At 73.6% G+C, this 24113-nt stretch carries 18 protein-coding genes; 12 read left to right on the top strand and 6 right to left on the bottom strand.

The genetic code is table 11. The features are described from left to right. Positions 1–111 precede the first annotated feature (111 nt). The 3 genes from FVA95_RS33115 (at position 112) to FVA95_RS22270 (ending at position 5719) form a co-directional block, all read left to right on the top strand. A complete protein-coding gene (locus FVA95_RS33115) occupies positions 112–297 on the top strand; it encodes a helix-turn-helix domain-containing protein (protein ID WP_240051664.1) in 186 nt (61 codons plus the stop codon). A gap of 46 nt (positions 298–343) precedes the next feature. Continuing rightward, positions 344–1243 carry an alpha/beta hydrolase gene (locus tag FVA95_RS22275; RefSeq protein WP_149665892.1) on the top strand — a complete coding sequence of 300 codons (900 nt, stop codon included), beginning with the start codon at positions 344–346 and terminating at the stop codon, positions 1241–1243. Between the two features lie 384 nt (positions 1244–1627). Then, on the top strand, positions 1628–5719 hold the full coding sequence (locus tag FVA95_RS22270; protein ID WP_149665891.1) for a Pls/PosA family non-ribosomal peptide synthetase: 4092 nt from the start codon (positions 1628–1630) through the stop codon (positions 5717–5719). A gap of 10 nt (positions 5720–5729) precedes the next feature. Here the strand turns inward: FVA95_RS22270 and FVA95_RS22265 are convergent, their stop codons facing one another. Then, entirely contained in the window at positions 5730–6503 is a 774-nt protein-coding gene (locus FVA95_RS22265) for an IclR family transcriptional regulator (protein WP_161992392.1), read from the bottom strand. A gap of 136 nt (positions 6504–6639) precedes the next feature. On the opposite strand from FVA95_RS22265, the gene FVA95_RS22260 reads away from it, so the two are divergent. The 4 genes from FVA95_RS22260 to FVA95_RS22245 are packed head-to-tail and all read left to right on the top strand — an operon-like array spanning position 6640 to position 10690. Then, positions 6640–7989, top strand: coding sequence for an NAD(P)-binding domain-containing protein (locus tag FVA95_RS22260; protein WP_149665889.1), 1350 nt, complete (start codon positions 6640–6642; stop codon positions 7987–7989). After that, on the top strand, positions 7986–9407 hold the full coding sequence (locus FVA95_RS22255; RefSeq protein ID WP_149665888.1) for a TRAP transporter large permease subunit: 1422 nt from the start codon (positions 7986–7988) through the stop codon (positions 9405–9407). Before FVA95_RS22260 ends, FVA95_RS22255 begins: the two co-directional genes overlap by 4 nt. A gap of 22 nt (positions 9408–9429) precedes the next feature. Further along, positions 9430–9714 carry a hypothetical protein gene (locus tag FVA95_RS22250; RefSeq protein ID WP_149665887.1) on the top strand — a complete coding sequence of 95 codons (285 nt, stop codon included), beginning with the start codon at positions 9430–9432 and terminating at the stop codon, positions 9712–9714. After that, the gene (locus FVA95_RS22245) at positions 9707–10690 is read left to right on the top strand and encodes a cyclase family protein (protein ID WP_193564401.1); all 984 of its coding nucleotides are present in this window, start codon (positions 9707–9709) and stop codon (positions 10688–10690) included. Before FVA95_RS22250 ends, FVA95_RS22245 begins: the two co-directional genes overlap by 8 nt. 52 nt (positions 10691–10742) lie before the next feature. On the opposite strand, the gene FVA95_RS22240 is transcribed toward FVA95_RS22245, so the two are convergent. Both FVA95_RS22240 and FVA95_RS22235 read right to left on the bottom strand, forming a co-directional pair. Continuing rightward, positions 10743–10943, bottom strand: a complete 201-nt coding sequence (locus FVA95_RS22240; protein ID WP_149665886.1) for a hypothetical protein — start codon at positions 10941–10943, stop codon at positions 10743–10745. A gap of 48 nt (positions 10944–10991) precedes the next feature. Further along, positions 10992–11906, bottom strand: a complete 915-nt coding sequence (locus FVA95_RS22235) for an SDR family NAD(P)-dependent oxidoreductase (RefSeq protein ID WP_149665885.1) — start codon at positions 11904–11906, stop codon at positions 10992–10994. A gap of 97 nt (positions 11907–12003) precedes the next feature. Between FVA95_RS22235 and FVA95_RS22230 the strand changes: the two genes are divergently transcribed. Further along, positions 12004–12669 carry a TetR/AcrR family transcriptional regulator gene (locus FVA95_RS22230; RefSeq protein ID WP_149665884.1) on the top strand — a complete coding sequence of 222 codons (666 nt, stop codon included), beginning with the start codon at positions 12004–12006 and terminating at the stop codon, positions 12667–12669. Positions 12670–12712: 43 nt separating this feature from the next. Here the strand turns inward: FVA95_RS22230 and FVA95_RS22225 are convergent, their stop codons facing one another. The 3 genes from FVA95_RS22225 to FVA95_RS22215 form a co-directional block, all read right to left on the bottom strand. After that, the gene (locus FVA95_RS22225) at positions 12713–13090 is read right to left on the bottom strand and encodes a MarR family winged helix-turn-helix transcriptional regulator (protein WP_240051663.1); all 378 of its coding nucleotides are present in this window, start codon (positions 13088–13090) and stop codon (positions 12713–12715) included. Positions 13091–13211: 121 nt separating this feature from the next. Further along, positions 13212–14006 (bottom strand): MBL fold metallo-hydrolase, encoded by a 795-nt coding sequence (locus FVA95_RS22220; RefSeq protein ID WP_205015935.1) that lies wholly within the window; start codon positions 14004–14006, stop codon positions 13212–13214. A 140-nt stretch (positions 14007–14146) separates the two neighbouring features. Further along, positions 14147–14713: a TetR/AcrR family transcriptional regulator gene (locus tag FVA95_RS22215; protein ID WP_149665881.1), complete on the bottom strand. Its 567-nt coding sequence runs from the start codon at positions 14711–14713 to the stop codon at positions 14147–14149. A gap of 91 nt (positions 14714–14804) precedes the next feature. Here FVA95_RS22215 and FVA95_RS22210 point away from each other — a divergent pair, with 91 nt between their 5' ends. The 4 genes from FVA95_RS22210 (at position 14805) to FVA95_RS22195 (ending at position 24105) form a co-directional block, all read left to right on the top strand. Beyond that, positions 14805–15698 (top strand): chlorophyllase, encoded by an 894-nt coding sequence (locus tag FVA95_RS22210; protein ID WP_149665880.1) that lies wholly within the window; start codon positions 14805–14807, stop codon positions 15696–15698. Continuing rightward, entirely contained in the window at positions 15695–16690 is a 996-nt protein-coding gene (locus FVA95_RS22205) for an amidohydrolase family protein (protein WP_240051662.1), read from the top strand. Before FVA95_RS22210 ends, FVA95_RS22205 begins: the two co-directional genes overlap by 4 nt. Before the next feature lie 316 nt (positions 16691–17006). Continuing rightward, entirely contained in the window at positions 17007–21974 is a 4968-nt protein-coding gene (locus FVA95_RS22200) for a SpoIIE family protein phosphatase (RefSeq protein ID WP_149665879.1), read from the top strand. Between the two features lie 202 nt (positions 21975–22176). Further along, on the top strand, positions 22177–24105 hold the full coding sequence (locus FVA95_RS22195) for an AMP-binding protein (RefSeq protein WP_240051661.1): 1929 nt from the start codon (positions 22177–22179) through the stop codon (positions 24103–24105). Positions 24106–24113 lie beyond the last annotated feature (8 nt).

Below are 24113 nucleotides of genomic sequence, written 5' to 3'. Positions count from 1 at the left end.
AGGACAGAGCACTGTCCCCGGTCCCGGCAGCCGTGTCATGATCGCGCCCGGGCCAACGACACGTCAGGTCGTCCATCAACCGACACCACAGCCCGTCCCCGGACATCGGCGATCGCGCACCGCTGGGGGTTCTCCGACACCAGCCACTTCAGCCGCTCGTTCAAGGCCGCCTACGGAGTCCCCCCGAGTACCTGGCGCGAGTGGGCCCGTGACACGCAGGTCCAAGGGCCTGGCACGACGGTTCAAGGAACCGGCGGCGACGACGGTGAGACTGGGGACACAGCGGCCCCGGGTTGAGCACCGTTCCGTCGGGCCGGCGACCACCGACCCCGAGGAGGGCACCATGGCCCGTCGTGATGTGGAGTTCGACGCCGAGGGTGTGACGCTGCGCGGATGGTTCCAGGAGGCCGAGGGCACCGCCGGTCCGGCACCGACGGTCGTCATGGCCCACGGCTACTCCGCGGTCAAGGAGATGTACCTCGACCACTACGCCGAGCTGTTCGCCGCCGGGGGGCTCAACGCGCTGGTCTTCGACAACCGCAACTTCGGCGACAGCGACGGCACTCCCCGTCAGGAGATCGACCCGTGGGCGCAGGTCCGTGACTACCGGCACGCCATCACCTACGCCACCACGCTGGCGGAGACCGACGCCGCCCGGATCGGGGTGTGGGGCTCGAGCTACTCGGGCGGGCACGTGCTCGTCGTCGCTGCGATCGACCGTAGGGTGAAGGCCGTCGTCGCCCAGGTCCCGCTGGTCAGCGGCTACGACAACCTGCGCGCGCTGGTCCGCGCGGACTTCCTCGACGGGTTCCGGGCACAGTTCGACGCCGACCGTCTCGACCGCTTCCACGGCAAGGACCCGGCGATGGTGCCCGTCGTGGCCGAGGATCCGCTGGCCCCGTCGGCGCTGCCCACACCGGACTCGTGGGCCTGGTTCACCCGGACCCACGAGCTGCGCGCGCCGAACTGGCGCAACGAGGTGACGCTGCGCAGCGTCGAGATGCTCGCCGAGTACAACCCGGTGGACTACATCGCGCAGATCAGCCCGACCCCGCTGCTGCTGCTCCCGGCCCGGAACGACGTGCTCACCCCGACCCACCTGGCGATCGACGCCTACGAGCGGGCCCGCGAGCCCAAGCGCCTGGAGATCCTGCCCGGTGGCCACTTCGACGCCTACGTCGACGGGTTCACCGCGTCCGCGCACCCGGCCCGGGACTGGTTCCGCGACCACCTGCTCGGCTGAGCCACGGCTCGGGTCCGGGCGGGACGCGCATTCCCGGTCGATTTCTGACCATTCCTTTACCGCAACGGGGCGACGCATTTCACGGTCGCGCCGAACGGTCGTCCGACGCCCGCCGCACCGGACGACGCGTTCACCGACCGACGGCCGGCGATCCGCAGGAACGGCTCTCTGAACTGCTGACGGACAACGGCGTCGGCCGGCCGGAACTCCTCCAAGAGCAGATAACCAACACGTAAAGCAACCGGACTTCTCGCCCGGTGGACATCGGGCGAAGAATGCGTGACGCACCGTGCGTCGTCGAGCAGGAAAGGGCACACCCGGGTCAGGGGTGTTCATTCCACGGGTTAGTCTCCGGCCGTTCGACGACGTTTCTGGAGGGCTTCGGTGTCGCAGTTCGGTCCCGGCACGATTCCCCTGCGGCCGGGCTCCCCGCCGCGGGACCCGTTCGGCGGGGTCACCGTCCGCCTGCCCGCGGCGCCGGGACGGCACGCGACCCACGGGAGCGTCCTGACCGGCGCACCCCCCACGCCGCCCCGCACGCTGTGGGACGTCTTCACCCGCACCGTCGCCGACCATCCGCACGCCCCGGCCCTGGACACCGGCGGGATCCGGCTCGACTACGCCGGGCTGCGGGCGGCCGTCGAGCGGACCGCAGCCCGGCTCGCCGCCTGCGGGGTCGGCCGCGGCGACCGGGTCGGGATCCGGGTGCCGTCGGGCACCCCCCACCTGTACGTGGCGATCCTCGCGGTCCTGCGCCGCGGCGCCGCCTACGTCCCGGTCGACGCCGACGACCCGCACGAGCGCGCACGCACCGTGTTCACCGAGGCCGCGGTGTGCGCCGTGGTCGAGGCCGGCGGGCGGATCGTGCCCGGGCCGGTGCACCCGCGCCGCGTCCCCTCGCGCGGCCCGGTCGTCCGCGACGACGCCTGGGTCATCTTCACCTCCGGCTCCACCGGCACACCTAAGGGTGTCGCGGTCACCCACCGCAGCGCCGCCGCGTTCGTCGACGCCGAGGCCCGCCTGTTCGCCCGGGACCGTCCGCTCGGCCCCGGCGACCGGATCCTCGCCGGGCTGTCGGTCGCCTTCGACGCCTCCTGCGAGGAGATGTGGCTGGCCTGGCGGCACGGCGCCTGTCTGGTCCCGGTGCCGCGCGCACTCGTGCGCTCCGGCGCCGAGTTCGGGGACCGGCTCGTCGAGCTGGGGATCACCGTCGTCTCGACCGTGCCGACGCTGGCGGCGCTGTGGACCGCCGAGCAGCTCCGCGCGGTGCGGCTGCTGATCCTGGGTGGCGAGGCGTGCTCCGAGCCGCTGGCGCACCGGCTGGCCCGGGCCTGCCCGGAGGTCTGGAACACCTACGGCCCCACCGAGGCCACCGTCGTCTCCTGCGCCGCCCGGCTGACCGAGGACGGTCCCGTCCGCATCGGGCTGCCGCTCGCGGGGTGGCGGCTCGCGGTCCTCGACCCGGCGACGGGCGGGCCGGTCGGGTCCGGTGAGGTCGGTGAGCTGGTGATCGCCGGTGTCGGCACCGCCCGCTACCTGGACCGCGACAAGGACCGCGACCGCTTCTCCCCGGTCCCCGCGCTCGGCCCGCAGCGGGCCTACCGCAGCGGCGACCTCGTGCGGGCCGACCCGGAGGGACTGAGCTTCGTCGGCCGGGCCGACGGCCAGGTCAAGATCCGTGGGTTCCGCGTCGAGCTCTCCGAGATCGAGTCGGTGCTCGCCGACCTGCCCGGCATCGCCGCCGCCGCGGTGACCGTGCACGAGGTGCGGCCCTCGGTGCCGGAGCTGGTCGCCTACTACTGCACCGGCCCCGGCCTGCGCATCGACGACCACGAGGTCGCCGCCGGGCTGCGGGCGCGGCTGCCCGCGCACATGGTCCCCGCCTGCTACGAGCACGTGCCCACCCTGCCCACCACGACCAGCGGCAAGGTCGACCGGTCGGCGCTGCCCGCGCCGAGCGGGCGGGGCACGGCGTCGTCGGCACCGGTCGTCGCACCGGCGACGGCGACCGAGGCCGAGCTCGCGGCGCTGCTCGGGGAGTCCCTGGGACTCGCCGAGGTGTCCGTGCAGAGCCACCTGGTCGACGACCTTCGCGCGGACTCCCTCGCGCTCGCCCAGTTCGCGGCGCTGGTCCGCGACCGGCGCGGACCGTCCTGCCCGGTCGGGATGCGGGTGCTCTACCAGCACCCCACGGTGCGCTCGCTCGCCGCGCTGCTCGACCGGACCGGGCCCGGCACCGTCGGCACGACACCGGCCGTCGCCCCCGCCGCTCCCCCGCCGGTGGGCCGGGTGCGGCACCTCGTGTGCGGGACGGTGCAGGCGCTCGTGCTGCTGCTCGGTCTGGCCGCCGGCGCCGTGGTCGCCTGGGCCGACATCGCGTGGATGGACCTCGCGACCGGCCTGCTCGACCTGTTCGAGCGGTCCGGCACCGCCCTCGTCGCGACGTTCCTACTGCTCACGCTCGTGCCGGTGCTGGCGAAGTGGCTGCTCGTCGGGCGCTGGCGGGCCGGGGAGATCCCGCTGTGGAGCGCGGCGCACCTGCGGTTCTGGATCGTCGCCACGCTGGTGCGGACCAGCCCGATGGTGCTGTTCGCCGGCTCCCCGCTCTACCTGCTGCACCTGCGCGCGCTCGGGGCCCGGGTGGGGCGCGGGGCCGTGGTGTTCTCCCGCACCGTCCCGGTCTGCACCGACCTGATCTCCATCGGCGACGGCACGGTCGTCCGGTCACGCAGCTCGTTCACCGGCTACCGGGTGGAGCGCGGCCGGATCGTCACCGGGCCGGTCACGATCGGCCGCGGCGCGGTCGTGTCCGACGCGACCGTCCTCGACATCGACAGCGTCGTCGGCGACGACGCCCAGCTGGGGCACGCGTCGTCGCTGCCGCGGGGCGCCCGGATCCCCGACGGCACCCGTGCGCACGGCTCACCGGCCGTCCCGACGACGTCGGACTTCCGCGGCCCGGATCCGGCCCGCTGTTCGACCGCCCGCCGGGCGGTGTTCGCGACCGTCCAGCTGCTCACCCTGTTCCTGGCCGGGCCCGCGATGGTGCCCCTCGCCGTCGCCGTGCTGGACGACGGGCCGCGGGTCACCGCACTGGTCGACGGGCGCGACCCCGGCGACCTGCTCGCCCTGGCGGTGACCCCGCTCGGGCTCGGACTGTCGCTGGCCGCGGGTACCGCCGCGCTGGTGACCGGGCTGCTGGTCGTCACCCTGGTGCCGCGGCTGCTCTGGCCGCTGCTGCGACCCGGCCGGGTGCACCGGCTCTACGGCGCCGCGCACTGGTGCCACCGCACGGTCGCACGGCTGAGCAACGTGCCGCTGTTCGTCCAGCTGTTCGGGGACAGCTCCTTCGTCGTCGGCTACCTGCGCCGGATCGGCTACCGCATCGCCCGCGGCGGCCAGACCGGCTCGAACGTCGGCGCCGACATCGCCCACGAGGTGCCGAACCTGGTGACGATCGGGCCGAACACGATGCTCTCCGACGGGGTGTTCCTGCGGACCGCGGAGTTCACCAGCACCTCGTTCCGGACCGGGCCGGTCGGCCTCGGCGCGGACTGCTTCCTCGGCAACGTCCTGACCGTCCCGGCCGGCGACCGGATCGGCGACGGCTGCCTGGTCGGCACCAAGACCATGATCCCCACCGACGGGCCGCGCCGGCGCGACGTCGGCCTGCTGGGCTCGCCCGCGTTCGAGATCCCCCGGGCCCGCCCGGAGGACCCGCGCCTCGCCGTCACCGGGGAGCGGCTGCGCCGCAGGCTCGCCGCGAAGGACCGGCACAACCTGGCCACGATGGCGCTGTTCCTGCTGGTCACCTGGGTACGGCTGCACGTGCTGCTGACCGTCGGGCTGGTGGCGGCGGGCTTCCTGGCGACCGCGGGCCCGCTCGCGATCGCCGGTGGCGCCCTGGCCGGCGGGCTCGCCGACCTGGTCGTCGGCGTGCTCGTCGAACGGGCGGCGACCGGGTTCCGGCGGTTGCAGCCGCAGCACTGCTCGATCTACGACCGCTACTTCTGGTGGCATGAGCGGTTCTGGAAGCTGAGCATCCAGCCGTCGCTGCTCAACGGCACCCCCCTCAAGCCGCTCGTCTGGCGGCTGCTCGGGGTCCGGGTGGGCCGTCGGGTGTTCGACGACGGCGCCGCGATCAGCGAGAAGACCCTGGTCGCGATCGGCGACGACACCGTGCTCGGTGCCGGGGTGATCCTGCAGGCGCACTCGATGGAGGACGCCGTCTTCAAGGCCGACCACATCCGGATCGGCGACGGCTGTGTGCTCGGTGCCGGAGTGTTCGTCCACTACGACACGGTCGTCGGCGACGGTGCGGTGCTGGCCCCGGACTCGTTCCTGATGAAGGGCGAGCGCGTGGGCGCGGGCGGTGTCTGGGGCGGGAACCCGGCGGCGCCGGTCACCACGGTCCCCGACGCCGAGGTCCCGGGCTCCACGGCGCAGGGCACGGCGGAGCCGGTCCCGGCGGGCTGACCACGGCCGCTCAGGGCTCGGGCAGCGACCGCCCGATCGCCAGGGCGGCCCGCCGGACCTCCGTGCCCAGCGCCGCGGTGCGGTCCTCCGGGATGTCGTCGATGTACCCGGCGACCTGCACCGCGGCGCGCACCTCCCCGCCCAGGGGCACCGCCGCCGCGACGCTGGCGACGCCGGGCTCCCGCTCGCCGCGCGCCACCGAGTAGCCACGCTCGCGGATGCCGTCGAGGTCGGCGGACAGGGCCACCTCGTCGACCTGCTCCCCCGCCTCGACCGCCCGGGCCAGCACCGCCGTCACGTCCTCGGTGCGGCGCAGGGCGAGAAGCACCTTCCCGGCACCGACGTGCAGCGGCAGCCGGGCCCCGATCGGGAGCTCGTAGCGCAGCCGGCGGATCCCGTGTGCCCGGGTGAGCACCACCCGGGTGTCCCGGTACTCGCGGAACAGCGACGCCGTCAGGCCCGTCTCGGCCGCCAGGTCGAGCAGCACCGGGCTCGCCGCGCGCAGCAACGGGTTCGTCGCCAGGTAGGCATGCGCCCCGAAGGTCAGGGCGACGCCGGGCCGGTAGCCGGTGCTGTCGCGCTCGACCCGGTCGCGTGCCTCCAGCACGGTGAGGATCCGCTGCGCGGTCGCCACGGGCAGCCCGGCCCGCCGGGCGATCTCGGTGAGGCGCAGCGGCTGACGGGCGTCGTCGAGGACCTCCAACACGTCGATCGCGCGCTCCAGCGACCGCATGGTCGAGGTGGACCGCTCGCCCCGGGCCTGCTCACTGCTCTCCGCCGCCACACCCGCGATTCTCACACAGTGGTAGGTGGCGCTCAGCGTCCGACACATCGCCCGTTGACAGATTACCGCTCCGTGCACACACTCTCCATAGTCCGAGAGTGCTTATCACTCTGCGGTAACCCTGCAAGGAGGCAGCGTGCGTACGACAGTGCTGGGACTCGGCGAGGCCGGAGCGCTCTACGCGGCGGGGCTCGTGGCCCGCGGCTGGGACGTGACCGGGTACGACCCCGCGAACACCGCGACCCCCGACGGCGCGCGGCGGGCCGACTCCCCCGCCGAGGCCGTGCGGGACGCCGAGCTCGTCCTGAGCCTGGTCGGCGGGAAGGTCGCCCGGTCCGCGGCCGAGTCGGTCGCCGCGCACCTGCCCCCCGGGGCGGTGTTCGTCGACATGAACTCGATGGCCCCCGACGCCAAGCGGGCGACGGCCGAGCTCGTCGGCCCGCACCGCTTCGCCGACGTGGCGGTCGTCGGCTCGGTGCCCGAACACGGTGCCGCGACCGGTGTCGTGGTCAGCGGCGTGGCGTCGGCGCGGGCCGCAGAGGTCTTCCGTGCCCTGGGCGCGCCGGTCGAGGACATCGGTGGGGAGCCGGGGGCGGCCTCGGTGCGCAAGCTGCTGCGCAGCAGCTTCATGAAGGGCCTCGGCGCGCTGATCGTCGAGTCGGTGGCCGCCGGCGCGGCCGCGGACGCCGAGGACTGGGTGCGTGGCCAGATCGCGGACGCCCTCGCCGGCGGCCACGAGACCACCGAGCGCCTGCACGACGGCACCCTCAAGCACGCCGACCGCCGGGCCGCCGAGTCCGTGGCGTCGGCCGAGCTGCTCGACTCCCTCGGCGTGCGGCCGGTCATGATCTCGGCGGCGGCCGAACTGCACCGCGACCGTGCCGACGCCGCCCTCGCCCCCGGCGACGACCTGCTGTCGGCCTACGCCGGACTGGCGGTGGCCAACATCGGCGACGCCCGCGAGCGTATGGGCATGATGGACGGCGGCATCCACGCGCTCTGGCGCGGCGTCCGCGCGGTGGGCCGCGCCCGCACCGTGTGGGTCCGCGCCGGGGACAACCTGGCCCTGCACCGGGCGATCGACCGGTGCCGGGCCGGGGACGTCCTCGTCGTGAACGGGCACGGCGACACCACCCGGGCGCTGCTCGGCGAGCTGATGGCCGAGCGGGCGAAGAAGCGTGGGGTGGCCGGGATCGTCGTCGACGGCGCCCTGCGCGACGTCGTCGAGCTGGAGAAGATCGGCTTCTCCGCCTGGGCCCGTGCGGTCACCCCGGCCGGCCCCTACAAGAACGGCCCCGGCCAGGTCGACGTGCCGGTGGCCGTCGGCGGTGTCGTGGTGCACCCCGGTGACCTGGTCGTCGGCGACGACGACGGCGTCATCGTCGTCCCGGCCGCCGAGGCCGCGGCGAGCCTGCTGGGCGGTCGCGCGGTCGAGGCCGACGAGGCCGGCCGCCGTGCCGCGATCCTCGCAGAGCCGGTCCGATGACAGCCGTGTGGGCGCTGGTCGCCTTCGTCGGCGTGATCATCGTCTGGAACGCGGTGTTCAAGCGCAACATCGGCGAGGCCATGATCCTCGGCTTCGTGGCCGTCTGTGCGTTCGTCCTGTTCGGCGGCACCGTCGAGGACGGATCGGCCTGGTCGGCCATCTCCGGGTCGGTGCTGGACGCGCTGCAGGAGGAGGTCACCTTCGCCGGTCTGGCGTTCGTGTTCATGTCCTACCTGCTGACCCGCACCCCGGTCCTGGACAAGCTGATCGACCTGCTCAACTCGGTGCTCGGGCGGCTGCGCGGAGGGCCGGTCTACACCGCCACCGCGGCCGGCGGCATCTTCGGTGCCATCGCCCACGTCGGCGCCGCGGTCACCGCGGCGGTCGGCTCGGTCACCGTGCCGTGGATGAAGCGCTCGGGGGTGCGGCCCGAGCTGGCCGCGACCGTCGTCGCCGGCGGTGCCGGCATGGGCGTCACCTTCCCCTTCTCGGCCACCATGTTCATCCTGGTCGGAGGGCTGGCTGCACAGGGCGTCATGCAGCCCGACGAGATCGTGAAGCCGCTCGCGATCGCCGGACTCTGGTGCCTGGGCTACCGGTTCGTCCTCTCGTGGTTCCTCGTGCGCCGCAACGGCATCCAGCCGATCGCCGCCGAGGACCGGATCCCGTTCGGGCGCAGCCTGCGCTCGGGGTGGACCTCGCTGCTGCTGTTCGGGCCGATCCTCGTGCCGCTGCTGCTCACCCGGGGTCCGGTCGCCGACGCGCTCGGCTCCTACTCCGGTGTCTCCGACGCGATGAAGAAGCCGGTCGAGCTGGCCGACGGCACCACCCTGGCCGCCCAGCCGTACACGATGCCCGACGTGATCAGCCTGATCACCTGGATCCCGGTGCTCATGATCGTGCTCGTCCTCGTGCTCGGCCGGAAGCACCTGCCCCGCACGACCTCGGGCTGGTGGACCGCGATCGGCAAGGCCGCGCCGTCCTTCGGCGTCATCGGCATCACCATCGTCGCGGCGTTCTCCGCGGCGAACCTGCTGGGCGAGCTCGGGCTCGCCGAGCAGCTCGAGTCGGTGCTCGCCGGGCTGGACGCACCCGGCTGGATCATGGCCATCGCGATCGGCGTCATCATCGTCGCCATCGCGATCCCGCTGACCGCCAGCGCCACCATGGCCGCGGTCGGGCCGGTCGCGGTGATCGCGCTCGCCGGGGCGGGCATCCCCGCCCCGGTCGCCGCCGCCGCGGTGCTCGTGTTCGCCTCCACCGAGGGTGCCTCACCGCCGTCCGGAGCACCGATCTACGTCGCCGCCGGCATCGCCCGCGTCGACCCGGTGAAGACGTTCGTCCCGCTGCTCACGTACTACTGCCTGCCGATCCTCGGGATCGGCGTCCTGATCGCGACCGGCCTGCTCCCGGTCTGACCCGCCCGTATCGGAGACACCCATGAGTTCGACGACGATCTCTTCCGACCCCGCCACCGGTACCGCGGCGAAGGTCACGACGTTCCTGTTCGCCCTGACGGTGGTGTTCTTCCTGCTCGCCGGCCTGGTGATCGTGGTGGGCCAGACCGCGCTGCTCGGCCTCGGCGACGCGACCGCCGCCCGCGGCTGGGCCGAGGCGATGGCGCCGTATGCCTTCGGCGGCGCCTCCGCGGCGGGCCTGCTGTCGTTCGTCCTGTCCTACTGGCAGGGCCCCGGCCACGGCGACGACGTGGCCGACGATGACTGAGCCCGCCCGGTGGGAGGTGCCCACCCACGCCGAGCTGGCCGGGCGCCGTCCGCCCGGATCGAGCTGGGGCGTCTTCACCACCGATCCCGAGCGCGGCACCGCCAACTTCGCCGGCGCCGACGAGGTCCGGGCCGGCACCGCGGTGGTCACCCGCGGCGCCGTGTTCGGCCTCGACCACGCCCTCGACGCGTTCGACCCGCCGATGGCGCGGGCCCGTTCCGCGCCCCGACACGAGATCCTCTCCGCCCACGCGCAGGCCCGCGACGACGTGCTGCACGGGTTCTACCTGCAGGCCACGTCGCAGGTCGACGGCCTGCGGCACCGGCGGGCGTCCGGGTACGGCTTCTACGACGGCGTCCCCGACGCGGCGATCGTCGCGGGCGGCCCCGCCCTGGGCGTGCAGCGCTGGGCGGAGAAGCCGATCGTCGGGCGCGGGCTGCTCCTCGACGTGGCGGGACTGCTCGCCGAGGAGGGCACGCCGCTGGACCACCGGGCCGGGCCCGCGCTCGACGCCGGCGTCCTGGACCGCGCGCTGGCGCGCCAGGGCGAACAGGTACGGCCGGGCGATCTCGTCATGGTCCACACCGGATGGGCCCGCTGGTTCCTCGACGCCGACGACGAGCTGCGCGCCGAGGTCCGGTCCGCGCGCCGTGCCACGGGGTTCCGCCAGTCGCACGAGCTGCCGCGCTGGATCTGGGACCACCGGGTCGCGGTGTTCGCGACCGACACCTTCGCCGTCGAGGTGCTGCCGGTGGATCCGGGCAGCCCGTTCACCGGGACCGCCCCCGAGGACGCCGGGATGATGCACCAGGAGCTCATCGCCAAGCTCGGCGTGGTCCTGGGCGAGCTGTGGAATCTCGACGCGCTGGTCGCCGACAGTCGTGCCGGGGGCGGCTGGACGTCGTTGACCGTGGTCAAGCCGCTGCACCTCGTCGGGGGCGTCGGCTCGCCACCGAACGCGACCGCGATCCGCTGACCGGGGCGAGACGTACCGGAGCGGTCGGATCGCGCCGGTCGGATCGCGCCGGTCAGATCGCGCCGGTCAGCTCCCCGGTGACCACACGGCGCTCGTTCTCCGTGCGCCAGGCGCGGTAGTAGTCGTCGTCGGCGGTGCCGATCCTGGCGATGCAGTCGGCGCAGAGGTCCGCGACCTGCAGCAGGCAGTCCCGGCCGCAGTCCCGGCAGGCGACGAGCTCGGCGATGGGGTCGTTCACGGTCGCTCCGGACATGACCGCGAGCCTACCGAGGGCGGCCCGGTGACGCCGGTGTGGTCGGGTTCAGCGACCTGCCGCCGCCACGGGGAAGCTCACCCCGGTGAGTTCCTCCGACACGGTCCACAGCCGCTGCTGTACCGCGTGGTCGTGCGAGGCATCGCTGGAGGGGACGAGCGTCGGGTATCCGCGGATCTCGCCTCGGCCGCCGGGGCCGTAGTACTGCCCGCCGAGTACGCCGGGATCCGTTGCGGCGCGGACGGTGGGGAGCGCACCCATCTCGGGTGTCTGCGTGAGCAGTGGTTCCAGCCATCCCATGGGCACGTGCAGTGCCGCGGGTGTGTTCCGGGCGAGTTCGGTGTCGGACACGCCGGGGTGGGCAGCGACGGCGAGCGTCGTGCCGTGGGGGGCGAGTCGTCGTTGCAGCTCGTAGGTGAACATCAGGTTCGCGAGCTTGGCCTGGCCGTACGCGGCGGAGCGGCTGTACGAGCGTTCCCACTGCAGATCATCGAAGTGGATCGCTGCGCGGATGCGGTGGCCGGTGCTGCTGACGGTGACCACGCGGGAGCCGGGCACGGGCAGGAGCCGCTCCAGGAGGAGGTTGGTGAGGGCGAAGTGTCCGAGATGGTTCGTTCCGAACTGCAGCTCGAAGCCGTCAGCGGTGGTCTGCTTCGGTGTGTACATGACGCCGGCGTTGTTGATCAGAAGGTCGATCCGAGGGTAGGTCGCGCGCAGCTCGGCGGCGGCGGTGGAGACGGATTCCAGCGATGTCAGATCGAGGGCCTGCACGCCGACGTCCCCGCCCATGCGTGCCGCGGCCTGCCGGCCCTTCTCGATGTCGCGTACGGCGAGGACGACCCGTGCTCCGTGTTCGGCGAGCATGCGTGCCGTCTCGAAGCCGAGGCCCACGTTGGCGCCGGTGACCACGGCGACCCGGCCGTGCTGGTCGGGGATGTGCTGTTCGGTCCAGGGCTGACTCATGACGCTCCCTAAGAGACTGCCGGTCTGTTGTTCCGGAGACGCTAGGAGACCACCGGTCCCTTGTCAAGGGACTGGTGGTCTTTAGTAGGGTGCCGGGGTGGAGTTCCAACGAGCGCGCAGCGAGGAACAGCGAGAGATCCGGCGGACGGCGATCCTGGACACCGCTGCGGCGATGCTCCGGGAGATGCCCGTCTCGGACCTCGCGCTGAACGAGCTCAGCCGGCGCGTGGGCCTGGCGAAGTCGAACGTGCTCCGCTACTTCGAGTCCCGCGAGGCGGTGCTCCTCGAGCTGCTGGACAGGTTCTTCGGGGCATGGCTGTCCGAACTCGAGGAGCAGCTGGCGACCGGCGCCGACGGCCGGGAGGAGATGACGACACGAGCGCATCGGCTCGCGGACGTGCTCAGTCGGTCCTTGGCGGAGCAGAGCGTCCTCTGCGACCTCATCGCCGCCCAGGGCGGCGTTCTGGAGCACAACGTGTCCACGGAGGTCGTTCGACGGCACAAGCGGTCCTCGCTGGCCCGGTTGGCGACCATGCGCATGCTGGTGACCCGCCACCTCCCCGAGCTCGACGACGGCGCACAGCGGTTCTGCTTCATGACCCTCGTGTCGGCCGGAGCACTGTCGACCTACGTTCCTCCACCAGCCGCCGTTCTCGACGCCTACGCGGACGAACCGGAACTCGCCGTCGTGGATCTCGACCTGAGAGCGACGCTGCGAAGCGTGGTGCTGACGACGCTCCTGGGGGCGCTGCCCCGCACGTGAGCCTCGGGGCAGCTGCCGCAGGCATCGGTGCGGGCGTCGCGGCTCAGATGTACGATCCCGGGTCGTCGGCGGTGGTGATGATGGCGTAGAGGACCGTGCGCAGGGAGGTGAGCGAGGCCGGGTCGATGTTCTGCACGGCGGCCTCCTCCGCGGCGGCAGCGTCGACGGCGATCTCCTCGCGACGGCGATCGCCGGCATCGGTGAGTGCGGGGATGCGAGCGCGCCGGTCGCGCGGGTCGACCTCTCGTCTGATCAGGCCCGCCTTCTCCAGCCGGTCGAGCTCCGCGACCATGGTCGTCTTGTCCACGCCCAGGGCCTGCCCGAGCTCGATCTGGGTGAGCCCCTGCGTCTTGTGGAGCGCACTGAGGACGATGTGGTCGCGAAGGGTGAGTCCGTGCCGCGCGGCGGCGGCCCCCACCACGGTGTGCAGTCGTTGCGCCGCTCGGTGAAGGAGCCAGGTCAGCTCGGAATCGGGCCCCGGCCCGAGGGTGGGGCGTGAGTGGAGCGCGGAGTCGGAAGGCGGCGGCTGCACCACTGCAGTCTCACGCATCGGCGGGCGCGACGGGGCCGGTCAGCCGAGGGAGAGAGCCGTAGGCGCCGACGTCGTGGGAGGGGACGATCCGCATCAGCCTGCTCAGCGCGATGCTGCGCTGCAGGCCGAGCCGGACGGTGTCCGCGTCGACGTCGGCCATCCGCCGCAGCGGCCAGGGACGCTCGGCCCCGCGGGTGATGCCGTCGATCTGCCAGGTCAGATCGCCGATGAACGCGTACCGGTCGCCGTCGGGAAGGGTCACGAACACGACGACGGAGCCGTGGGTGTGCCCGGCGGCGAGGGCGACGACGACCGAGCCGTCCCCGTGGACGTCGAAGCTCGCGGGGAAGCCGAGATGGGCGGGCCCGCCGAGGTCGTACTCACGGATCTCCAGGCCCGCGGACACGGCGCGGAAGACTGCCCCGTGAGGGTCGCTCCGCGCGTAGCGCAACTCCTCCCGGTTGATCCAGACCGGCACCCGGAGCGAGTCGAGACCGCTGACGTGGTCCCAGTGCACATGGGTCACCAGGACACCCGCGAGGCGGGAGCGGTCGTAGCCGGCGTCGTCGAGCTGCTGCGCGACCGTCCTACCGAGTTCGAGGGGTGCCCGCTCCACTCGGGCGAGCATCCTCACGTGCTCACCGACGTGCGCACCGAAGCCGGCATCGATCAGGAGATCGCCGTGCGGGTGGCTGACGAGGACGGCGGTCGCGGCGAACGCGCGCACGTCCCGGAAGGACCCACCGGTGACCGCGAGCGCGGCCCGGGTGCGGTAGGTCCCCGTCGGCAGCTGGTACAGCCTCATCGAGGCAGGGGGGTTCGCGACAGGAAGGGGATCGGTCCAGAACGCCGGCATCGTGACCATGGCACCAGATAGTACCGACTCAGATCATCCTGACTCGGATTAGTTCGTCCGGTGCCTGTTCCCGGGCAGGCTCGGATCACTCAGCCGTCCTCCAGACCGGACAGGAAAAGCTCCGCAGCCCGCTCGATCCGCCGCCGGTCACCCCCCGCGAGCAGGTCCAGCAGCAGACCACGGATCGTCGCGACCACCAGCGTGGCCCGGGACTCCGCCTCGTCCGACTCGACACCGGACCCCTGCGCCGCACGCAGTGACAGCGTCCACTCGGCGCCGATCCGGTCCAGGAAGTCCGCGAACGCCTCCGGCGACTGCACGGCCCGCCCGTAGACGGCGAAGAAGAGCCGGAACGTGGCCTCCCGGCGCGGGTCGGCGCTCCACTCCCACACCGCGCGCGCCGCCGTCGCGAGGTCCGCGCCCGGGCCGGCCAGTGTCGCCGTGGCCACGACCACGCGCTCGCGCAACCGCTCCAGGATCGCCTCGAGCATCCGCTCCTTGGTCCCGAAGTGGTGCACCAGCGTCGTCGTCGACACGCCGAGCGCGGCCGCGACCGACCGGAACGACAGCTCCGTGAACACCTGCTCCGCCGCGTGGTCCACCGCCGCGTCCAGCAGCTCCGCACGGCGCCGGTGGTCGACCGGTCGTCCCACCATCTCGCCCTCCCCTCGTCGACTTGACTTTCTATCACGATCGTTCTACGAATACTTCATAGCACAGTCGTTTTAGAAAGTGTGGGTGACCTCGATGAGTCCCGTCCTGTCCGTCGCACCGGTGACGCTGCCCGCCCCGGACCGCGGTCCCGACCTGCAGCTGCGCGTGTCGGTCCCGGTCGGCGACGACCCCGTCCCGGTCCTGCTGTTCGCGCACGGCTTCGGGTCGTCGCTGCGCGCCTACGGCCCGCTCACCGACCACTGGGCGGCGAACGGGTTCGCGGTGATCCAGCCGACGTTCCTCGACTCGCGCACCGTCGGGCTCGCCCCGGACGACCCGCGCCGGCCGCAGCTGTGGCGCCACCGGGTCCGGGACATGATCCGGATCCTCGACGGGCTCGACACCGTCGAGGCCGCGGCCCCGGCCCTGCACGGACGCCTCGACCGCGACCGCGTCGTCGCCGCCGGGCACTCGTTCGGTGGGCAGACCGCGGGCATGCTGCTCGGCCTGCAGGTCCGCGACCCCGCCACCGGCGACGTCACCGACCTCTCCGACGACCGTGTGCGGGCCGCCGTCCTGCTGGCGACGGCGGGCCGGGGCGGAGACTCGCTCGCCCCCGGCGTGATCGAGCAGCTCCCGTGGCTGGACGCCGAGTTCTCCGCCATGGCCGGGCCCGCGCTCGTCGTCATGGGCGACGCCGACGCGAACCCGCTGACCACCCGCGGCCCGCAGTGGAGCGCCGACCCGTACCGGCTCAGCCCGCCCGGGAAGTCCCTGCTCACGCTGTACGGGGCCGAGCACTCGCTCGGCGGGATCCCCGGCTACGAGGCCGCCGAGACCACCGACGGGAACCCCGCCCGGGTCGCCGCCCTGCAGCAGCTGAGCACCGCCTACCTGCGCACCGCGCTCGATCCCGCCGATCTCGCGTGGTCCGAGGCGTCCGTCGCGTTCGAGGGCAGCCCCCTCGGCCGGATCGAGTCCCGGTGAGCGCGCCCCCGACCACCCCGCGGATCGTCGCGCTGGAGGAGCACATGGCGACCGCCGACGTGCTCGCCGCCTGGCGCCGCCACGATCCCGACCTGACCGACCCGGTGCTGCGCTGGACCGTCGCCGGGACCGTGACGGCGCCGCTGCTCGACCTCGGCGAGGACCGGCTGCACGCGATGGACGTCGCGGGCGTCGACACCGCGGGGCTCTCGTTGACCACCCCCGGGCTGCAGAGCCTGCCCACGGCCGAGGCCGTCGCGCTGCAGGGCCCGACGAACGACGTCATCGCCGACGCCGTGCGCCGCCGTCCCGATCGTCTCCAGGGCTTCGCCACGCTCGCCACACCCGACCCCGAGTCCGCCGCGCGTGAGCTCGGACGGGCCGTCACCGAGCTCGGGCTCGACGGCGCGATGCTGCACTCGCTCACCGACGGGGTGTTCCACGACGACCAGAGGTACTGGTCGATCTTCGAGGCCGCCGAGCACCTGCGCGCGCCGATCCACCTCCATCCCTCGGTCCCGCCGCCCGCGGTGGCCGACGCCTACTACGACGGATTCGGCCTCCTGCGCACCGGCGGGCTCGGCTGGCACCACCAGACCGGTGTCGCGTTGCTGCGGCTCGTCCTGGCCGGAGTGTTCGACCGGTTCCCGGACCTGCAGGTCGTCCTGGGCCACTGGGGCGAGACCGTCCTGTTCTTCCTCGACCGCAGTGCCCTGCTGGACCGGGCCTCCGGGCTCGACCGCCCGCTGGCCGACTACGTCCGGGACAACGTGTTCGTGACTCCGGGCGGCATCGCCAGCCACCGCTACCTGCGGTGGAGCGCCGAGGTCGTCGGCATCGACCGGATCATGCACGCGACCGACTACCCGTTCAACGGACCCCACGACTTCGACGCCCGCGCCTTCCTCACCGAGGCCCCGCTCTCCGCGTCCGACCGTGCCCTCGTCGCGTCCGGCACCTGGGACCGGCTCCGCGGCGGCATCCGGCGATAGGCCGTCCGAGCCTCGGGCCACTCCCCCGGGCCCGGGGTCGGGCCGAGCGTCGGCGTCGTTCCTCACCCGGGGTCAGCGTTCCCGGACCGGCCGTGGGAGCGCCCGACGACGCGTTCGGACGCGCGCGCGGTCCGGGCGCTCCCGCCCGTCGTCGGCTAGATTTCGTCGAGCTCCGACGGGGCGGGGAAAGAGGCACATGCGAGGCGACGACGACGCGGGCGTTCCGGGCCCGCGTCCGGCGAGGACCGACGGCCCACCCGGCCCGAACCGCGCTCCCGCACGCCCGGGTCCGCCGCCGGACCTGGTCAACGCTGCCATGGCAGCACACGACTGGTCGTCGCACCCGCTCGGCCCGCCCGAGCAGTGGTCGCCCGAGCTGCGCAGCGTCGTCCGGATGCTGCTCGACTCCCGGTTCTCGATGTGGATGGCGTGGGGCCCGGACCTCACGATGTTCTACAACGACGCCTACCGGCGCGACACGCTGCGCGACAAGCACCCGTGGGCGCTCGGCCGCTCCGCCCGCGAGGTGTGGGCCGAGGTCTGGGACGACGTCGGCCCGATGATCGCGTCGGTGCTCGCCGGCGGAGGGGCCACCTGGAGCGAGGACCTCCTGCTGTTCCTCGAACGCAGCGGCTACCTCGAGGAGACCTACCACACCTTCTCCTACAGCCCGTTGCACGAGGACGGCGCGGTCGCGGGGATGCTCTGCGTGGTCACCGAGAACACCGACCGCGTGCTCAGCGAACGCCGCATGCAGACGCTGCGCGACCTCGCCGCCGACCTGGGGCCGGCCCGGACCCGGGCGCAGGTGTACTCCGCGGCCGGGCGGGCGCTGGCCCGCAACCCGCAGGACCTGCCGTTCGCGCTGGTCTACGAGTTCGCCGAGGACGGCGGGACCCCGCTGGTCGGCTCCACGGGCGTCGCACCGGACGCGCCCGTGGCCGACCCGGCGGGCTGGCCGCTCGCCGCGGTGCGCGAGGGCGGCACGGCCGTCGTCGACGACCTCGCCGCCCACCTGCCGGAGCTGCCCCGCGGCGCCTGGGACCGGCCACCGTCGCACGCCGTGCTCGTCCCGCTCGCCGGGGCGCAGGGCGAGACCCTCATCCGGGGAGCACTGGTCGTCGGGCTGAACCCGTTCCGGCTGTTCGACGAGCGCTACCGGGCCTTCGTCGACCTCCTGGCGGGGCAGGTCGAGGCCGCGCTGGTCGCCGCGGGCGCCTACGAGGCCGAGCGTGAGCGTGCGGAGGCGCTCGCCGAGCTCGACCGCGCCAAGACCGACTTCTTCTCGAACGTCAGCCACGAGTTCCGCACGCCCCTGACCCTGATCATGGGACCGGTCGAGCAGCTGCGCGACGCCCCGCCGGAGCCGGGCCGGCTCGCCGCGGAGCTCGACGTCGTGCACCGCAACGCGTTGCGCCTCGGACGGCTCGTCACCACGCTGCTCGACTTCTCCCGGTTGCAGGCCGGACGGCTGCGCGCGACGTTCGAGCCCACCGACCTCGCCGCCTTCACCACCGAGCTGAGCAGCCTGTTCCGGTCGGCGATGGAGCGCGCCGGGCTGGACTACGCGGTGGACTGCCCGCCGCTGCCCTGGCCGGTCCACGTCGACCGGGAGTCCTGGGAGAAGGTCGTCCTCAACCTGCTGTCCAACGCGCTGAAGTTCACCCTGGACGGCCACGTCACGGTCGCCCTGCGCGCCGACGGCGACAGCGCGGTCGAGCTGACCGTCGCCGACACCGGGGCCGGGATCCCCGCCGAGGAGCTGCCCCGGCTGTTCGAGCGGTTCCACCGCATCGCCGGCACCCGCGCCCGCTCGACCGAGGGATCGGGCATCGGGCTCGCCATGACCCGCGAGCTGGTCACCCTGCACGGGGGGACGATCACCGCGGCGAGCACACCGGGCACGGGCACCACGTTCACCGTCCGGATCCCGACCGGCACCGCGCACCTCGACCCGGACCGCGTCGCCGACACCGCGTCCGAGAGCGCACCCACCGCGACGTCGGAGGCGTTCGTCGGCGAGGCGCTGCGCTGGCTGCCCGGCCCGGCACCGGCGCCCGTCCCGGCGGACGTCGCAGGTCCGGACGCGCCGGCCTCCGCGGGCCGGATCCTCGTCGCCGACGACAACGCCGACATGCGGGAGTACCTGCAGCGCCTGCTGGCCGACCGGTACGAGGTCCAGCTCGTCGAGGACGGGAAGTCCGCGCTGACCGCGGCCCGGGAACGCCCGCCGGACCTCGTCGTCACCGACATCATGATGCCCGTCCTCGACGGCATGGAGCTGCTCGCCGCGCTGCGCGGGGACCGTCGGACGGCCGGGGTGCCGGTCCTGCTGCTCTCCGCACGCGCCGGTGAGGAGGCCGCGATCGAGGGCCTGGGGGCCGGTGCGGACGACTACCTGGTCAAACCGTTCTCCGCGGCCGAGCTCGTGGCCCGGGTCAACGCCCACCTGAAGCTGGGGCGGGTCCGCCGCGAGGCCGAGGCCCGGTTCACCGCGATGGCCGACCTGGCACCGGCCCTGATCTGGGTCGCCGACCCGGACGGCGCGCGGACCTACGTCAACTCCGGCTGGCAGGAGTTCACCGGCCGGGAGGCCTCCGCCGACCTCGACGACGGCTGGACCGACGGGCTGCACCCGCACGACCGGCAGCGCTACCGCAACCGGTTCTCCCGCGCGGTCGCGTCCGGGACGGGCTGGCAGATCGAGTACCGGCTCCGCCGCGCCGACGGCGCCTTCCGCTGGATCCTCGAGCACGCCGTCCCGCTGCACACCGACGCCGACGGGGCCGTGACCGGCTGGGTGGGCAGCGGCACCGACATCACCGTGCGCTACCGCGAGTCCGAACGCCAGGCACTGCTCGCCCGGCTCAGCCGGGAGCTGGACACCGCCGAGGACGTCGACCACCGGCTGCGACGCCTGACCGCGCTGCTCATCGAGACCCGACTGGCCGACGTGTGCACGGTCCGCCGCGTCGACGAGGCCGGGCAGCTCGTCCGCGCCGCCGGGGCCGCGCAGGACACCACGAGCGAGGAGCTGCTCGACGAGCGCCCCGACGAGACCTCGTTCGGCCGACAGGTGCTCGACGCGGGTGCCGCGGTCCTGTGGGACGACACCGCCCCCGGCGCGACGGTCCCGGGCTCGGCGATCCCGGCGCGCTCCGCGGTCGGGGTCCCGCTGACCGCGCGCGGCCGGACGCTGGCCGTCCTGGTCCTGGTGCGGGGCCCGCAGACCACGCCGTACGCCCCCGACGACATCGAGCTCGTCACCGACCTCGCCGACCGCGCCGCGCTCGCGCTCGACAACGCGCTGCTGCTCGCGGACGAGCGGGCCAACGCCGACCGGCTGGCGCTGCTGCAGCAGGCCACCGCGGAGCTGTCGGCGGCCGCCGACCCGACCGAGGTGGCCCGGACCGTCGTCACCCACCTGCGGGCGCTGCTCGGCCCCTGCCGCATCGCGGTCTACGAGCTCGACCCGGCCGCCCAGCAGCTGCGGGCGCTGGTCCTGCACGAGGTCGCCGACCCGCAGGCGTGGCAGGAGGTGCCGCTGAGCTCGCCGATCCCGGCGGCGGTGACCGCCCGCGAGGCCCGCGCGCTGTGGCTGGAACCGGGCACCGACTGGCGCGAGCGCCACCCGCAGACGGCCGAGCTGCTCGACCGCCTCGGCCACCTGACCGTCTTCACCCTCCCGCTGGTCACCGCCGCCCGCACCGTCGGGGTCATCGCGACCGCGTTCATGACGCCGCGACCGCTGCCCCCCAGCGAGCGCGCCACCCTGCTCGCCCTGACCGACCCGGCCGCGCAGGCCCTCGAACGCGCCCGGCTCTACCGCGCCGAGCGGGAGGTCGCGCACACCCTGCAGCGCACGCTGCTGCCCATCCGGCTGCCCGACCTCGACACCGTGGAGATCGCGGTGCGCTACCAGGCGGGCGCCGCGGGCACCGAGGCCGGCGGCGACTGGTACGACGTCGTCGACCTCGGCGACGGGCGGGTCGGGCTGTCGGTGGGCGACGTCGTCGGACAGGGCGTCGCGGCGGCCGCGGTGATGGCCCAGCTGCGCACCGTCCTCTCCGGGGCCGTCCGCCAGGGTCGCGACCCGGCGTCCGCGCTGGAGCTGCTCGACGAGTTCGCGACCTGGATCCCCGGCGCCCGCTACTCGACGGCGGCCTGCGTGGTCGTCGACCCCGGCCGCGGGGAGCTGCGCTGGGCACGGGCCGGACACCTGCCCGTGCTGGTCGTCGACGAGGACGGCGGCGGCTACCTCGCGGGCGGGCACAACCCCGTCCTGGGGATCCGCGGCCGTCCGGCCTTCCGCGAGGGGGTCGCCCCCATCGCCGCCGGGCAGACGCTGGTGCTCTACACCGACGGGCTCGTCGAGCGCCGCGGCGAGGTCGTCGACGACGGGCTGGACCGGCTGGCCGGGATCGCCACCGAGGTGGCCGGGCTGCCGCCGGAGCAGTTCGCCGGGCAGATCATCGACCGGGCCCTGGCCGGCGCCGCGCACACCGACGACGCGGCGCTGGTCTGCGTCCGCGTCCTGCCGCCCGACATCGACCTCACCGTCCCCGGGTCCGCCCGGGAGCTGAGGGGCATGCGCCGCCGGGTCCGGCGCTGGGCCGACCAGGTGGGTCTGGGCGAGGACCTCGGCGACGACCTGGTCCGCGCGATCGACGAGGCCGCCGCCAACAGCGTGGAGCACGGCTACGCCGGGTTCGACCCGCCCGGTGACGTCCGGCTCCGCCTGGGCTACACGCCGTCGGGCGGGGTGAGCGCGTGCGTCTCCGACGACGGCCGATGGCGGCCGCCGCCGAGCGACCCCGGTCACCGCGGGCTCGGTCTGGCGATGATCCGGGCGATCGCGACCAGCAGCGAGATCGAGCACACCGACGGCGGGACGGCGGTGCGCATGCTGATCGCCCCGACGGCCCGTCCCACCGCGCCGCCGCGCTCCGCCGCGGTCCACCGGCCGCGGGCGTCGGAGGACAGGCGGACCACCGCGCTGCGCGAACACGGACACCGCGACGGGGTCGTGCAGGTGCTGCTCGACGGCGACCTCGATCTCGCCGGTGCCGGGGACGTGCGGGACAGGCTGCTGGAGCTCGCCGCGGCCGGGTCGGTCGACCTGGTCGTGGACGGCGCCGCCTACGTCGCGAGCAACGGCGCCGCGCTGCTCGCCGAGGCGGGCGACCGCGCGGCCGCCGGCGGGCACCGCCTGCGGATCACGGTGTCGCCCGGACCCGCCCGGCGGGCCTTGGAGCTCGTCGGTCTGGGTCCGCTCCAGCCCTGATCACGGCCGTCGACAAGCGCTCTACGAAAAGCGCACGACGCGTGCTGAAACCACGAATGCTTGTGTCGCGCAAGCACATCGCGACGACGATCACATGGCCCAAGGTCGTTTCGCGGAGTAATACTTAGGAAAGCTAACCCCTGGTGACCGTCCCTCCCGGACGGGCCGGAGGACGCGAACGGACGAGGAAGTGGGTGCCTGAGTGAACGTCACCGATCCGGAGGCCCGGGCCGAGCGCCTGGCGGCGGACCTCGACGAGAACGATCCGCAGTACCGGGCCGCGCGGCCCGACGAGACCGTCCGCGCGGCCGCACTCGAGGCCGGACCCGGTCTCGCCGCCGCGGTCGACCGCATCATGACCGGCTACGGCGACCGGCCCGCCCTCGCCCAGCGCGACACCGAGCCCTACACCGATCCCGCGACCGGCCGGACGGCCCTGCGGCTGCTGCCCAGCTTCTCCACCCTCAGCTACGCCCACGCCTGGGAGCGGGCCCGCCGGCTCGCCACCGCCTGGGCGGCCGCCGGTGTCCGGCCGGGCGAGTTCGTCGCGACGATCGGGTTCACCAGCACCGAGTACGCGACGGTGGACCTCGCCGTCGTCGCCCTCGGCGCCGTCGCGGTGCCCCTGCAGCCCAGCTCGGCGCTGCCGCAGCTGCAGGCGATCGTCGACGAGACCGCACCGGTCGTGCTCGCCACGAGCCAGGAGTACCTGGGCAAGGCCGTCGAGCTGGCCCGCGCCGCCGAGCGGACCCCGCGCCTGGTCGTGTTCGACCACCACCCCGAGATCGACGACGAGCGCGAGGCCCTCGCCGAGGCCGCCGGCGCGCTGCCCACGGTGCAGACCCTCGACGAGGTCCTCGACGGCGCCGCGCAGCTCCCGCTCGCCCCGCTGCACTCCCCCGACGGCGACGACGACCCCCTCGCCGTCCTGATCTACACCTCCGGCAGCACCGGCGCCCCGAAGGGGGCGATGTACCCGCAGCGGGCCCAGTGGCGCGCCTGGAGCGGCCACGCGATGAGCCTGCCCAACACCCGCCCGACGATCAGCCTGAACTTCATGCCGCTCAGCCACATGATGGGCCGGACGGTACTGCTGAGCACGCTCGGCTCCGGCGGCATCGCGTACTTCGTCGCCCGGTCGGACCTGTCGACCCTGTTCGAGGATCTCGCGCTCGCCCGGCCGACCGAGTTCCACGTGGTGCCGCGGATCTTCGACATGCTGTTCCAGCTCTTCCAGTCCGAGCTCCACGCGCGTTCCGGTGACGGCGGGGACCCGGCCGCCGCCGAACAGACCGTCCTCGACGACCTGCGCGAGCGGGTGCTCGGCGGCCGGATCCTGCGCGCACTCGTCGGCAGCGCCCCCATCTCCCCGGAGATGAAGGAGTTCGCCCAGGCCGTGCTCGGCGTGCCGCTGCACGAGGGCTACGGCTCCACCGAGTGCGGTGTCGTGCTCGTCGACGGCCTCGTCCAGTCCCCGCCGGTGACCGCCTGGAAGCTGGTCGACGTCCCCGAGCTCGGCTACCACACCGACGACCACCCGCACCCGCGCGGTGAGCTGCTGGTGCGGACCGACGACATCTTCCCCGGCTACTACAACCGTCCCGAGGTCACGTCCTCGGTCTTCGACGACGACGGCTACTACCGCACCGGCGACATCATGGCCCAGGTCGGGCCGGACCGGCTCGTCTACGTCGACCGCCGCAACAACGTGCAGAAGCTCTCCCAGGGCGAGTTCGTCGCTCTGTCCAAGGTGGAGGCTGCCCTCACCCACGACCCGGCGATCCGGCAGGTCTTCGTCCACGGCAACAGCGACCGGCCCTACCTGCTCGCGGTCGTCGTCCCGTCGCAGGAGCTGCTCGACCGCGTCTCCGACCCGCAGGCGCTGCACGGCGAGCTGACCGCGGCGGTGCAGCGCACCGCGCGCCGTGCCGGTCTCGAACCGTACGAGATCCCGCGCGACCTGATCGTCGAGCCGGAACCGTTCAGCATGGCCAACGGCCTGCTCTCCGACATCCGCAAGCTGCTGCGGGCCTGTGCAACGAACGGTGGTTCCGGCCCGACACGCCGGACCTCAGCGTCCGGCGGGATGGGCACTGTGAGTGATGACATCAGACCCTATGGGCTCTGCTGAGAACGAGA

This window comes from Pseudonocardia sp. EV170527-09, assembly GCF_008369905.1.
Lineage (GTDB): Bacteria > Actinomycetota > Actinomycetes > Mycobacteriales > Pseudonocardiaceae > Pseudonocardia.
Note: the sequence above shows the minus strand (reverse complement) of the source record. Positions and strands in the feature narration are given on the sequence as shown.

Excerpts from the sequence above, each read along its gene's own strand:
- FVA95_RS22200 (WP_149665879.1), top strand. The coding sequence starts at position 17,007 with ATGGCAGCACACGACTGGTCGTCGCACCCGCTCGGCCCGCCCGAGCAG.
- FVA95_RS22215 (WP_149665881.1), bottom strand. The coding sequence starts at position 14,713 with ATGGTGGGACGACCGGTCGACCACCGGCGCCGTGCGGAGCTGCTGGAC.
- FVA95_RS22255 (WP_149665888.1), top strand. The coding sequence starts at position 7,986 with ATGACAGCCGTGTGGGCGCTGGTCGCCTTCGTCGGCGTGATCATCGTC.
- FVA95_RS22210 (WP_149665880.1), top strand. The coding sequence starts at position 14,805 with ATGAGTCCCGTCCTGTCCGTCGCACCGGTGACGCTGCCCGCCCCGGAC.
- FVA95_RS22240 (WP_149665886.1), bottom strand. The coding sequence starts at position 10,943 with ATGTCCGGAGCGACCGTGAACGACCCCATCGCCGAGCTCGTCGCCTGC.
- FVA95_RS22235 (WP_149665885.1), bottom strand. The coding sequence starts at position 11,906 with ATGAGTCAGCCCTGGACCGAACAGCACATCCCCGACCAGCACGGCCGG.
- FVA95_RS22220 (WP_205015935.1), bottom strand. The coding sequence starts at position 14,006 with ATGAGGCTGTACCAGCTGCCGACGGGGACCTACCGCACCCGGGCCGCG.
- FVA95_RS22275 (WP_149665892.1), top strand. The coding sequence starts at position 344 with ATGGCCCGTCGTGATGTGGAGTTCGACGCCGAGGGTGTGACGCTGCGC.
- FVA95_RS22250 (WP_149665887.1), top strand. The coding sequence starts at position 9,430 with ATGAGTTCGACGACGATCTCTTCCGACCCCGCCACCGGTACCGCGGCG.
- FVA95_RS22245 (WP_193564401.1), top strand. The coding sequence starts at position 9,707 with ATGACTGAGCCCGCCCGGTGGGAGGTGCCCACCCACGCCGAGCTGGCC.